Below are 12044 nucleotides of genomic sequence, written 5' to 3' on the forward strand. Positions count from 1 at the left end.
CGGCGGTAAGGGAGAAACCGGCTGGTGCGAGTACTGATCGTCGACGACCACACCCTCGTACGCGCGGGCCTGGCCCGTCTGCTGCAGGGGTTCGGCGGCGTCGATGTCTGCGCCGAAGCCAGCCGCGCCGACGAGGCGCTCGACCTCGCGCTGATCCACCGCCCGGACGTGGTCCTGATGGACCTGTCCCTGCCCGGGCGCAGCGGCATCGAGGCGATGGGCGCGATCCATGCCGAGCTGCCCGCCACCCGCGTGTTGATCATGTCGATGCACGACGATGCCCAGCACGTGCGCAGCGCGCTCGAACGCGGCGCCGCGGGATTCGTGGTCAAGGACGCCGCGCCGCTGGAACTGGAACTGGCGCTGCGCACCGCGCAGGCCGGTGAAGTCTTTCTCAGCCCGCGGCTGTCGTCGCGGATGATGGCGCCCCTGCTCGGCCGGCCCAAGGCCGCGGGCGTCGATTCGCTGTCCAACCGGCAGCGGCAGATTCTCGACATGATCGGCAATGGCCTGAGCAGCAAGGAAATCGCGGTCGAGTTGGGCATCAGCGTCAAGACCGTCGAAACCCACCGCGCCCGCATGATGGAAGCGCTGGGCTGTCGCCGCGCGAACGAACTGGTGCTGCTGGCTGCCCGCCGCAGCCGCGATCCCGACTGATCGCCCGACCGTCGCAGGCCTGAGCCCCGACGGAGATCCGACACGGCCGTGACTGCCCAACTGTCAGGGAAACCCCGACACAGGTGGGGCGAACCCCGTGCGCTGTCGGAAACGCCCCGATACCGGAACCGTCGCGACGGCTTCACGATGCTTTCACGGGCGCGGGGAGCGCCGCGACGGGAATCCGGCGACGATGAAAACGAGTGCCACCACCTCGATGCAGCTGGGCCAGGGGCTGCATATGACGCCCCAGCTGTTGCAGTCGATTCGGCTGCTGCAGCTCGACGGCCTGCAGCTCGATCTCGAAATCCGCCGCGTGCTCGAGCAGAACCCGCTGCTCGAACTCGACGAAGAGCCTGTTGCAAGTCCGGTGCCGGAACGCGCCGAAGCGGCGACCGATGTCGCGGCATTCGACGAACTGCCCGAATCCTCGATGTGGGACGTGCGCGGCGCCGCCTGGAGCGGCGACGACGAAGACGGCCTGCAGCGCATCGCCGCCGGTGAATCGAGCGATCCGCACCTGCGCATCCTGCAGCGTCTGGCATCGGAACTCGATGCCGGCGATCTGGAGATCGCCGCGTTCTGGCTCACACATTGCGACGACGCCGGCTATCTCGCGGCGCCGCACGGCGATCTACTGCGCGACGCCGCCGAGCGGTTCGGCCGCGCGCCCGCCGAGATCGAAGCCGTGCGCCAGCAGCTGCTGGCCGGCGACCCGGCCGGCGTGGCCGCGCGCGACCTGCGCGAATGCCTGCTGGCCCAGCTGGCCGCACTGCCCGGCCGCGTCGCCGGACGCACCCTCGCCCGTCGCCTGATCGACACCGCGCTGGATCTGCTGGCCGGGCACGACATCGCCGCACTGGCCAAGCATCTGCAGCGCGACGAAGCGGACGTGCACGAGGCCGTGCGTGTGGTGCTGTCGCTGGACCCGCGTCCGGCGCAGGCCGGCGCGCCGGTCGAGGCCACCGCAGTGGTGCCCGACGTCGTTGTCTGGCACGCCGACGCCGGCTGGCGCGTCGCGCTGAATCCGGCCGCTGCGCCGCGCGTGTCGATCAACGCCGGCTACGAACGCGCCCTGTCCAATGGCGAAGGCAGTGCACCGATGCGCGACATGCTGCAGGAAGCGCGCTGGTTCACCCGCGGTCTGTCGATGCGCTACGACACCCTGCTGCGCACCGCCCGCGTGATCGTCGAGCGCCAGGCCGCATTCCTGGAACGCGGCGAGGAATCCATGGCGCCGCTGACGCTCAAGGACGTGGCGGACGCGATCGGCATGCACGAATCCACCGTCTCGCGCATCACCACCGGAAAGTTCCTGCAGACGCCGCGCGGCACGATCGAAATGAAGCGTTTCTTCGCCGTGCGACTCGACGGTGCCAACGTTTCCGGCGCCGCGGTCAAGGCGATGGTGCGTCGCCTGATCGACGCCGAACCGGCGCAGCGCCCGCTGGCTGACGAAGCCATCGCCGCGCTGCTGGCGCGCCAGGGCGTGCACATCGCGCGCCGCACCGTCGCCAAGTACCGCGAACAGCTCGACATCGCCCCGGCGCGGACGCGCCGTCGTGGTGCCCGCCCCACCCTGCTCGCCCGTGCGGGCTGAGGACATCGGAATGCAGACCATCCACGTGCTCCTGGTCGACGACCACGAGGGCTTCATCAACGCCGCCCAGCGCCACTTCCGCAAGATCGACTGGCTGGACGTGGTCGGCACCGCTGCCAACGGCCTCGAGGCGATCGCCCAGTCCGAGGCGCTGCGCCCGGACGTGGTGCTGATGGATCTGGCGATGCCGGAGATGGGCGGCCTGCAGGCCACGCGCCTGATCAAGGCCCAGGACGCGCCGCCGTATGTGGTGATCGCCAGCCATTTCGACGATGCCGAACACCGCGAGCACGCCACGCGCGCCGGCGCCGACAACTTCGTCAGCAAGCTGTCCTACATCCAGGACGTCATGCAGATCCTCGAATCCCTGCATGCGGCCGCGCCGCGTGATGGAGCCGTGTCATGAGTGAGCCCCGCATCCTGGTCCTCGACAGCAACGGCGAACGCGCCGAACGCCTGTGCACGCTGCTCGAGTTCATGGACCTGCGTCCGCGCTGGGTGTCCGAGCCGGGCGAAGTCTCGGCCGCGCGCAACCGTCCCAGCGACTGGGTGGCGGTGCTGGTCGGCAGCCTCGACGACGCGGCCGCCGCGCGCAGCTTCTTCACCTGGCTGGGCCAGGCCGGCATCGCACCGCCGGTGCTGCTGCTGGACGACGAACCGGCCGCCTTCGCCGCCGCGCACGCCCTCCACGAAGCCGGCGTCTGGGCACTGGAATCCCCGCTGCGCCATGCACAGCTGGAAAACCTGCTGCGCATGGCCAGCCTCAAGCGCATCGACGCCGACACCCAGGCCACGGCCGATCAGGGCGGCGGCCCCACCGGCACCAGCGAACCAGTGCAGACGCTGCGCCGGATGATCGACCAGGTCGCCCCGTTCGACACCACCGTGCTCGTGCTGGGCGAATCGGGGACCGGCAAGGAAGTCGCCGCGCGCGCGATCCACCAGCGCTCGGACCGTCGCGACGGCCCGTTCGTGGCGATTAACTGCGGCGCGATCCCGGCCGAACTGCTGGAAAGCGAACTCTTCGGCCACGAGAAGGGCGCGTTCACCGGCGCCCTGTCGGCGCGCAAGGGCCGCTTCGAAATGGCCGAGGGCGGCACCCTGCTGCTCGACGAAATCGGTGACATGAGCCTGCCGATGCAGGTCAAGCTGCTGCGTGTGCTGCAGGAACGCTGCTTCGAGCGCGTCGGCGGCAACCAGAGCATCAAGTGCGACGTGCGCGTCATCGCCGCGACCCACCGCGACCTGGAAGCGCGCATCGGCGACGGCCAGTTCCGCGAAGACCTGTTCTATCGCCTCAACGTGTTCCCGATCGACATGCCGTCGCTGCGCGAGCGTCGTGACGACCTGCCGGAACTGGTGCGCACCATCGCCGGCCAGCTGGCCCGCAACGGCCGCGGCGAGATCCGCTTCGCCGCCGACACCCTCGATGCGCTGGCCGGCTATGCCTGGCCGGGCAACGTGCGCGAGCTGAGCAACCTGGTCGAGCGTCTGGCCGTCCTCAATCCGGGCGGTCTGGTCCGGGTGCAGGACCTGCCGCACCGCTATCGCGAGCATCTGCTCATCGACGCGCCGGTGGCGATCGCTGAACCGGCGGCCGCGACACCGGTCGTCACAGCGCCTGCGGCTGCAGTAGTCGCCAGCGTCGCGCCGGCCGCAGTCGCCGAAGACGAAACCGCGCACCTGCCCGAAGACGGCATGGACCTTCGCGACCATATGGCCCGCATCGAACTGGGCCTGATCCGCGAAGCGCTGGAGCGCAGCGACGGCGTCGTCGCCCACGCCGCGCAGCTGCTGGGTCTTCGCCGCACGACGCTGGCCGAGAAGCTGCGCAAGTACGGCATCGAGCGCGACCTGGCGGCCTGACGGTTTCTGGCGGCGGGTTGAGGGACGTTTGGGGGACTGACCAGCCCCGATGGGACCGGGCGATGTGTGTGGGAGCGCGCTTGCGCGCGACGAGGCTTTACCGGGACCGCGCCATCGCGCGCAAGCGCGCTCCCACGGCGGTCCGCCGGTGCAGGCGCGCGGGAATGATGGTTGCGAAGACTGTGGAAGGCGTCGCTCCGCCACAGGGCGCCGCCGGATTTCCGGCACCCCTGCCCCGCGGTTCCGGCACACGTTTTGCATGAGGGAGAACGGCTTCCTCCTCGATCGTTCCCATGACGCACTCGGTCAACTCGATCCTCTCGCAGATCCGCAGCTACCAGGGCCAGGTCGGCCAGGCGCGGCAGATGACCGCGGCCGACGTACCGCGCAGCGACGCGATCGCGGTCCAGGGTGGGATCGGTGGACTGCAGGGTGTCGGCGGCACGACCGGGGTGGCGGCGCCGAGTTTCGGGGCGACGCTGCGCAACGCGATCGAGGGCGTCAACGGCGCCCAGCAGCGGTCGGGAGAACTGGTCCGCGCGTTCGAGCTCGGTGAGCCCGGCGCGGATCTCGCCAAGGTGATGGTTGCGGCCCAGCAGTCGCAGGTCGCGTTCCGGGCCACCGTGGAAGTGCGCAATCGACTGGTACAGGCGTACCAGGACGTCATGAACATGCCGCTGTGATGCGGCCCGGCCAGGAATAACCCAGCACCATGGCGATCTCGCTGTCCAAGGACGCACTCAATACCGACGCGGCCAGCCGCAAGGCGGTCGATGTGCTCGACCGTCTGGAAAAGATGCAGCTGGCCGGCCGGCTGGCCAAGATGGCCCTGCTCGCGGTCGCCATCGCGGTCGGCCTGATGGTCTTTTTCTGGGCGCAGAAGCCCGGCTACGTGCCGCTGTACGCCGGGCTCGACGCCAAGGCCACGGCCGAGGCCAGCGACCTGCTGCGCGCGGCGCAGATCCCCTTCAAGATCGACCAGGCCTCCGGCGCGATCTCGGTCCCCGAAGCCAACATCCACGATGCGCGGCTGAAGCTCGCCGGCTCGGGCCTGGGCGAATCGGGCCGCATCGGTTTCGAACTGATGGAGCGTGACCCGGGCTTCGGCGTCAGCCAGTTCGTCGAGAACGCGCGCTATCAGCACGCACTGGAAACCGAGCTGGTGCGCACCATCGCCGCGCTGCGCCCGGTGCGCGATGCGCGTGTGCATCTGGCGATTCCCAAGCCGTCGGCATTCACCCGCCAGCGCGAGGCCGCCAGTGCCTCCGTCGTGCTCGAACTGCGCGGCGGTGCGACGCTGGAACGCGGCCAGGTCGATGCGATCGTGCATCTGGTCGCGTCCAGCATTCCCGATCTCGCCCCCGACCGCGTGACCGTGGTCGACCAGAACGGCCGCCTGCTCAGCAACGACGCCCAGGACCCGGCCGCTGCGCTGAGCGCGATCCAGTTCGAGCAGGTCCGCCGCCAGGAAACCTCGTTCAACCAGCGCATCCGCGAGCTGCTCGAGCCGATGGCCGGCGCCGGGCGGGTCAATGCCGAAGTCACCGTCGACATGGATTTCTCCGTCAGCGAAGAGGCGCGCGAGCTGTACAACGCCGAGCCGCCGAAGCTGCGCAGCGAGCAGACCAGCGAATCCGCATCGCGCGACAGCGGCCCACAGGGCATTCCCGGCGCGACCAGCAACCTGCCCGACACCGCGGTCAATCCGGCGCCGGTCGATGCCCAGGTCGCGGCCGCCGCGACCGGCGCCGCGGGCGATTCCTCGCGCAGCGCCACGCGCAACTACGAGCTCGACCGCACGCTCAGCCACACCCGCCAGCCGCCGGGCCGCATCCGCCGGGTCAGCGCCGCGGTGCTGGTCGACCATGTGCCGCGCGCCGGCACCGATGGCGCGACCTCGGCGCAGCCGCTGACCGCCGCCGAACTGCAGCGCGTCGAGGCGCTGGTGCGCCAGGCCGTGGGCTTCGACGAAAGCCGTGGCGACACGGTGTCGGTGATGAACACCCCGTTCGTGCGCGAACAGTCGGAAGGCTTCGAGGCACCGCCCTGGTGGCAGCAGCCGATGATGCGCGACATCGCGCGCCTGGTCCTGGGTGCCCTGGTGGTGCTGGCGCTGCTGTTCGGCGTCGTGCGCCCCGCCGTCCGCCAGATCGCCGGGCCGTCGAAAGCACCTGCGCCCAAGACACCGGCCGTGGCCGAGGTGACCCTGCTCGACGATCCGATGCCCGAACTGGCCGACGACACGGCGCGCATCGCGGCACTGGCCGATGCACGTGCACCGATCGCATTGCCGTCGGATGCTTACGAGGACCGCCTGCGCACGGCGCGCGAGGCGGTGAAGACGGATTCCAAGCGCGTGGCGCAGGTGGTCAAGGGATGGTTGGACGATGAAGCGGCCGCCTGATCTCAACGCACTCAACGGCGTCCAGCGCGCCGCCGTGCTGCTGCTCTCGCTCGGCGAGGTGGACGCGGCCGAGGTGCTCAAGCACATGGACGCCAAGGAAGTGCAGAAGCTCGGCCTGGCGATGGCGACGATGGGCGCGGTCAGCCGCGAACAGGTCGCCACCGTCATGGACGACTTCACCGGCGCGCTCGACCGCCAGACCTCGCTCGGCGTCGGCGCCGACGATTACATCCGCGCGGTGCTGGTGCAGGCGCTGGGCGCGGACAAGGCCGGCAGCCTGATCGACCGCATCCTGCTGGGCCGCAACACCACCGGCCTCGACACGCTGAAGTGGATGGACCCGCGCGCGATCTCCGATCTCGTACGCCACGAACATCCGCAGATCATCGCCATCGTGCTGTCGCATCTCGACGCCGACCAGGCCGCCGAAACGCTGAAGCTGCTGCCCGAGCGCACCCGCGCCGACGTGCTGCTGCGTATCGCCACCCTCGACGGCATTCCGCCGAACGCGCTCAACGAACTCAACGAGATCATGGAGCGCCAGTTCGCCGGCAACCAGAACCTCAAGTCGTCGGCCGTGGGCGGCATCAAGGTGGCAGCCAACATCCTCAACTTCATGGACACCGGCCAGGACCAGAGCCTGCTGGGCGCGATCCGCAAGGTCGACGAGCAGCTGGGCCAGCGTATCCAGGACCTGATGTTCGTGTTCGACGACCTGATCGAACTCGACGACCGCGAGCTGCAGGCGGTGCTGCGCGAAGTGTCCGGCGACCGCCTCGGCGTGGCGCTGCGCGGCGCCGATCCCAAGGTGCGCGACAAGATCACCCGCAACATGTCGCAGCGTGCGGCCGAGATCCTGCTCGAGGACATGGAGGCCCGCGGTCCGGTGCGCCTGTCCGACGTGGAAACCGCGCAGAAGGAAATCCTCACCCTGGTGCGGCGTCTCGCCGATGAGGGCACGATCACGCTGGGCGGCGGCAATGCCGAGGAACTGGTATGAGCGAGGCCGTGCGCTGGTACGCCCCGTCGCTGGAAGACACGCAACGTGCCGTCGTCCAGGACGAGCCCGTCGAGATGCCGCGTCCGCCGTCGCTGGAGGAGATCCAGCAGATCCGCGACGACGCCCAGCGCGAAGGCTATGAAGAAGGACTGGCCCAGGGCCGCGCCGAAGGCATGGCGGCCGGCCAGAGCGAAATGCGCCGGCTGACCGCGCAGATCGAGGGCATTCTCGACAACTTCTCCCGTCCCCTCGCCCGCCTCGAGAACGAGGTCGTGGCCTCGCTCGGCGAACTGGCCGTGCGCATCGCCGGTGGCCTGGTGGGCCGCGCCTACCAGGCCGAACCGGATCTGCTGGCCGAACTGGTCGACGAAGCCGTGGTCGCGGTCGGCGGCGCGGCGCGTGAAGTCGAGGTGCGCCTGCATCCCGACGACATCGCCGCCCTGACGCCGCTGCTGTCGCTGGGCGACGCCACGCGGCTGGTCGCTGACCCGGCGCTCGCCCGTGGCGACCTGCGCGTGCATGCCGAAAGTGTGCGCATCGACGGCAGTCTCGACGCGCGTCTGCGCGGCGCGCTGGATGTCGTCCTGCGCCGCGCCGGGGCGCGCGCATGAGCGCCGTGCACCTGCCCAGCGCCGATCCGGCCGACTGGCTGACCGCGCGCAACCTGCGCCTGGCGACGCGCCTCGATGCGACCGGGCCCGACCCGGCTGCCGGCCGCGGCCTGATCCGCGAAGGCATCCTGCGTCGCGCCATCGGGCTGACCGTCGAAGCTGTCGGCTGCGAGGCGCCGATGGGCGCCACCTGCAAGGTCGAGGTCGACGGCGGCTGGGTCGAGGCCGAAGTCGTCGGCTTCGCCGGCGACCGCACCTCGCTGATGCCCAGCGCCGAACTGCACGGCCTGCTGCCGAACGCGCGCGTTGTGCCGTTGCACCGCCGCGGCGGCGTCGAGATCGGCGAGGGCCTGCTGGGCCGGGTCATCGATTCCGACGGCGTGCCGCTGGACGGCAAGGGCCCGATCCGCGCCGAAGGCAGCGTCGGCATGGCCGGCGTGTCGATCAATCCGCTGGCGCGCGAACCCATCATCCAGCCGCTGGACGTCGGCGTGCGCGCGATCAATGCGCTGCTGCCGATCGGCCGCGGCCAGCGCGTGGGCCTGTTCGCGGGTTCGGGCGTCGGCAAGTCGACGCTGCTCGGCATGATGACCCGCTTCACCGAGGCCGACGTCATCGTCGTCGGCCTGATCGGCGAACGTGGCCGCGAAGTGCGCGATTTCGTCGAGAGCACGCTGGGCGAGGAAGGCCTGCGCCGCGCGGTCGTCGTGGCCGCCCCTGCCGACCGCCCGCCGCTGGCGCGGTTGCATGGCGCCTACCGCGCGACCGCGATCGCCGAGTGGTTCCGCGACCAGGGCCTCAACGTCCTGCTGCTGATGGATTCGCTGACCCGCTTCGCCCAGGCGCAGCGCGAGATCGGCCTGTCGGTCGGCGAGCCGCCGACCACCCGCGGCTATCCGCCGTCGGTGTTCGCCAAGCTGCCGGCACTGGTCGAACGCGCCGGCAACGGCGCCGCCGGGCGCGGCTCGATCACCGCCTTCTACACCGTGCTGACCGAAGGCGACGATCCGCAGGATCCCATCGCCGATGCCGCACGCGCGATTCTCGACGGCCACATCCTGCTGTCCCGGCGTATCGCTGACGCCGGCCTGTATCCGGCGATCGACGTCGAATCGTCGGTCAGCCGCGTGGTCACCGAAATCGCCGACGACACCTGGCGCGAGCGCATCCGCTCGTTGAAGCGGCTGATCTCGGCCTACAACGCCAACCGCGACCTGATCGCCATCGGCGCCTACCAGCGCGGCGCCGATCCGGCGGTCGACGAGGCCCTGGCGCGCTGGCCGGAAATCGTCGCGTTCCTCGGGCAGGACATCGCCCGCGCCGCCGACCTGCACCACAGCCGCGAGGCGCTCGAACGCCTGCTGCATCCCGAGGAAGCCACCGCATGAAGCAGTCCCGCCGCATCGATCCCCTGCTCAACCGTGCCCAGGAAACCGAGGACGCAGCGGCGCGCGTGCTGGCCGACCGGCAGAGCACGCTGGCGCAGCACGAAGCGCAACTGGTCGAGCTGCGCCGCTACGCGGACGAATACGGCAACAGCCAGCTGGCGGCGACCAGCCCTGCGCAGCTGGCCAACCGCCGCGCCTTTCTCGACCGCCTGCAGTCGGCGGTGGAGCAACAGTCGCGCGCGGTCGACAACAGCCGGCAGACGGTCGAGGTCGAACGCGGCCGCCTGCTGCTGGCCAGCCGCGACAAGCAGGTGCTCGAACAGCTGGCCGCCAGCTATCGCGCGCAGGAACGTCAGGTCGACGAGCGCCGCTCGCAGCGCGAACTCGACGATCTGGGCGCACGCCGCGTGCGGCTCAACGCCATGGCCGCCGATGGAGCCGATGCATGACGCCGCTGTCCGCTGCGTCCTCGGCACCGCCCGCGCCGGCACCGGGCGCCCGCAGCGACAAGGCCGCGCCCGGCACCGGTGAAGGCAACGCCTTCGCGCAGGCGCTGGAACGCCGGCAGGGCCCTCGCGCCGGTGCCGATGCGCCGCGCGCGCAGACGACCGGCGATGCGGCAGCCGAAGCCAGCACGGCCGATGCAGCCCTGGAATCCACGACCTTGCCGGGTGCGGGTGACCGTCCCGACCAGGACACCATCGAATCGCCGGCGACGGCGATCGTCGACGTGCAGCAGCCGGCGCCCGTATGGCCACCGATCGGCCTCGCCGGCCTGCTCGGCTTCGCCGCCGACGCCGCGCCGGCCGCAGCACCCGCGCCCGAGGATCCCGAAGCCGAGCTGCGTCCGCTGACGCCGGGTGGCGTCCTGACACCCGCGGCCACCTCGATGCCGGGCGCCGCGACGCAGGCGGCGATCGCATTGCCCGAGGCCGCGCGTCCCGACGCTGACGCCGCGTTGCCGATGCCCGCGCTCGCGGTCGACACCGCGGCGCCGGACGAAGGCGGCGAGCCCATGCCGGTGACGTTCGCACTGCCGGCGACCGCGGCCCTGCGCGAACCCGCGCCGATGCTCGCCGCGCCGCTGCCGACTCCCGAGGTCGGCGCCGAGGACTTCGAAGCGCGCTTCGGCGCCCAGCTCGAATGGATGGCCGAGCAGAAGATCGGCCACGCACGCATCCGCGTGACCCCGCACGACCTGGGCCCGGTCGAAGTGCGCCTGCACATGGACGGCGACCGGATCCGCGCCGAATTCGTCGCGCCGCAGGCCGATACCCGGCAGGCGCTCGAGCAGGGCCTGCCGCGCCTGCGCGATCTGCTCGGCGAACACGGCTTCCAGCTGGCGCATGCCGGCGTCGGCAGCGGCCACGCCGATGGACGCGACGGAGATCCGTCGCCGACGCCGTCAACCGGCACGGCGTCGTCCGATGGGCAGGACAGCGGCAGCCAGACCCTCGATCTCGCGCCGCGCCCCATGAGCCTCGGCCTGCTCGACGCCTACGCCTGATCCGGTCGCCCGGCATCGCGCCGGGCGATTGGCGCCTGATGGGTGACGAACGGCCAGGCGCTTCGCGCTGGCGGATCGCGCTCCATCGGCACGTCGTCCTTCGTCGTTGAGGCCGGGCGGCGTGGCCTGCCCCGCTGCGGCATCTCGCATCACTCGCAGGCCTTGCACAGCACGCCTGGCTCGGATGACCGCTGCGCGCAGCAATGGAGATGGCAGGGGCTGCGCCTGTCGCACATCGCGCGACAACGCAGTCCCGGATCGCATTGCTGCCCGCGTGCCGCCGACAATCGCGAACGGGCCGAACTCGACACCGCAGGGCGCTCTCGTTTGCGTCAGAGCCGCCGGTCACATCGTCCGGTTCTGCCAGCGAACACACGGCTGACCGCCCGCCCGTTCCGCGCCTTCGATGCGCCTGACATCCGGCGTCGACACAGCGTGCGATCCCGACCGCAGCCGCCCCGACGGAATTCCGACGCGCGAACGGCACGGCGTTTGCATCTCCCTGCGTGGATTCACTCAGGTACCGTCACGTGGCCGCTGTCGCCCAATCGCCCCGTCCTCCCTCGTCCAAGCGCCGCCTGCTGGTGGTGTTCGGCGCGCTCGTCGTCCTGCTGGGCGCCGGCGGTGCCGGCTGGTTCCTCTACAACCACAGCCCCGAGCCGGCATCGAAACTGCCCGCGCCGGCCCAGTACCTGCCGATGGTGCCGGCCTTCGTCGTCAACCTCGACGAAACCCCGATGGGGCCGCGCTACCTGCAGGTGGAAGTGCAGCTCGTCACGCGCGATCCGCTGGCGGTCGCCCAGCTGCAGCAGCACGAACCGGCCCTGCGCGCGCGCCTGCTGATGCTGTTCGCGCAGCAGACCTACGATGGCGTCGCCACCCGCGAGGGCAAGGAAGCGCTGCAGGCCAAGGCACTGGAAGAGGTGCGCGCCCTGATGGTCGAAGAGACCGGCAAGCCGATCGCCGAAGCGCTGCTGTTCACCAGCTTCGTGACCCAGTGAGCAGGCGTCG

Annotated in this window: 12 protein-coding genes; all 12 read left to right on the top strand. The window is 70.7% G+C overall.

Going from position 1 to position 12044, the window contains the following annotated elements; genetic code table 11:
• The first annotated feature begins 24 nt into the window (after window positions 1-24).
• The 12 genes from AC3A5K_RS02820 to AC3A5K_RS02875 all read left to right on the top strand — a co-directional run bounded on the left by AC3A5K_RS02820 (window position 25) and on the right by AC3A5K_RS02875 (window position 12034).
• Entirely contained in the window at window positions 25-657 is a 633-nt protein-coding gene (locus AC3A5K_RS02820) for a response regulator (protein ID WP_487615986.1), read from the top strand.
• A 193-nt stretch (window positions 658-850) separates the two neighbouring features.
• On the top strand, window positions 851-2257 hold the full coding sequence (gene rpoN / locus AC3A5K_RS02825) for an RNA polymerase factor sigma-54 (RefSeq protein WP_487615987.1): 1407 nt from the start codon (window positions 851-853) through the stop codon (window positions 2255-2257).
• A gap of 10 nt (window positions 2258-2267) precedes the next feature.
• Window positions 2268-2663 (top strand): response regulator, encoded by a 396-nt coding sequence (locus AC3A5K_RS02830; protein ID WP_487615988.1) that lies wholly within the window; start codon window positions 2268-2270, stop codon window positions 2661-2663.
• A complete protein-coding gene (locus AC3A5K_RS02835) occupies window positions 2660-4123 on the top strand; it encodes a sigma-54 dependent transcriptional regulator (RefSeq protein WP_487615989.1) in 1464 nt (487 codons plus the stop codon). Before AC3A5K_RS02830 ends, AC3A5K_RS02835 begins: the two co-directional genes overlap by 4 nt.
• A gap of 293 nt (window positions 4124-4416) precedes the next feature.
• The gene (gene fliE, locus AC3A5K_RS02840; protein WP_232118590.1) at window positions 4417-4806 is read left to right on the top strand and encodes a flagellar hook-basal body complex protein FliE; all 390 of its coding nucleotides are present in this window, start codon (window positions 4417-4419) and stop codon (window positions 4804-4806) included.
• A gap of 29 nt (window positions 4807-4835) precedes the next feature.
• Window positions 4836-6527 carry a flagellar basal-body MS-ring/collar protein FliF gene (gene fliF, locus AC3A5K_RS02845; protein ID WP_487615990.1) on the top strand — a complete coding sequence of 564 codons (1692 nt, stop codon included), beginning with the start codon at window positions 4836-4838 and terminating at the stop codon, window positions 6525-6527.
• On the top strand, window positions 6511-7527 hold the full coding sequence (fliG, locus tag AC3A5K_RS02850; protein ID WP_487615991.1) for a flagellar motor switch protein FliG: 1017 nt from the start codon (window positions 6511-6513) through the stop codon (window positions 7525-7527). Before fliF ends, fliG begins: the two co-directional genes overlap by 17 nt.
• Window positions 7524-8138: a FliH/SctL family protein gene (locus tag AC3A5K_RS02855; protein ID WP_487615992.1), complete on the top strand. Its 615-nt coding sequence runs from the start codon at window positions 7524-7526 to the stop codon at window positions 8136-8138. Before fliG ends, AC3A5K_RS02855 begins: the two co-directional genes overlap by 4 nt.
• A complete protein-coding gene (locus tag AC3A5K_RS02860) occupies window positions 8135-9526 on the top strand; it encodes a FliI/YscN family ATPase (RefSeq protein ID WP_487615993.1) in 1392 nt (463 codons plus the stop codon). The genes AC3A5K_RS02855 and AC3A5K_RS02860 overlap by 4 nt, the downstream gene beginning before the upstream one ends.
• Window positions 9523-9975, top strand: a complete 453-nt coding sequence (gene fliJ / locus AC3A5K_RS02865) for a flagellar export protein FliJ (RefSeq protein ID WP_487615994.1) — start codon at window positions 9523-9525, stop codon at window positions 9973-9975. Before AC3A5K_RS02860 ends, fliJ begins: the two co-directional genes overlap by 4 nt.
• Window positions 9972-11033: a flagellar hook-length control protein FliK gene (locus AC3A5K_RS02870; protein WP_487615995.1), complete on the top strand. Its 1062-nt coding sequence runs from the start codon at window positions 9972-9974 to the stop codon at window positions 11031-11033. Before fliJ ends, AC3A5K_RS02870 begins: the two co-directional genes overlap by 4 nt.
• 530 nt (window positions 11034-11563) lie before the next feature.
• Window positions 11564-12034: a flagellar basal body-associated FliL family protein gene (locus tag AC3A5K_RS02875; protein ID WP_487615996.1), complete on the top strand. Its 471-nt coding sequence runs from the start codon at window positions 11564-11566 to the stop codon at window positions 12032-12034.
• The last annotated feature ends 10 nt before the right edge of the window (window positions 12035-12044 follow it).

The sequence above is a fragment of the Luteimonas sp. Soil_C_5 genome (assembly GCF_057656615.1).

What these genes read in the sequence shown, in the direction of transcription:
- rpoN (WP_487615987.1), top strand. Translation starts at nt 851, where the DNA reads ATGAAAACGAGTGCCACCACCTCGATGCAGCTGGGCCAGGGGCTGCAT.
- AC3A5K_RS02830 (WP_487615988.1), top strand. Translation starts at nt 2,268, where the DNA reads ATGCAGACCATCCACGTGCTCCTGGTCGACGACCACGAGGGCTTCATC.
- AC3A5K_RS02835 (WP_487615989.1), top strand. Translation starts at nt 2,660, where the DNA reads ATGAGTGAGCCCCGCATCCTGGTCCTCGACAGCAACGGCGAACGCGCC.
- fliE (WP_232118590.1), top strand. Translation starts at nt 4,417, where the DNA reads ATGACGCACTCGGTCAACTCGATCCTCTCGCAGATCCGCAGCTACCAG.
- fliF (WP_487615990.1), top strand. Translation starts at nt 4,836, where the DNA reads ATGGCGATCTCGCTGTCCAAGGACGCACTCAATACCGACGCGGCCAGC.
- fliG (WP_487615991.1), top strand. Translation starts at nt 6,511, where the DNA reads ATGAAGCGGCCGCCTGATCTCAACGCACTCAACGGCGTCCAGCGCGCC.
- AC3A5K_RS02855 (WP_487615992.1), top strand. Translation starts at nt 7,524, where the DNA reads ATGAGCGAGGCCGTGCGCTGGTACGCCCCGTCGCTGGAAGACACGCAA.
- AC3A5K_RS02860 (WP_487615993.1), top strand. Translation starts at nt 8,135, where the DNA reads ATGAGCGCCGTGCACCTGCCCAGCGCCGATCCGGCCGACTGGCTGACC.
- fliJ (WP_487615994.1), top strand. Translation starts at nt 9,523, where the DNA reads ATGAAGCAGTCCCGCCGCATCGATCCCCTGCTCAACCGTGCCCAGGAA.
- AC3A5K_RS02870 (WP_487615995.1), top strand. Translation starts at nt 9,972, where the DNA reads ATGACGCCGCTGTCCGCTGCGTCCTCGGCACCGCCCGCGCCGGCACCG.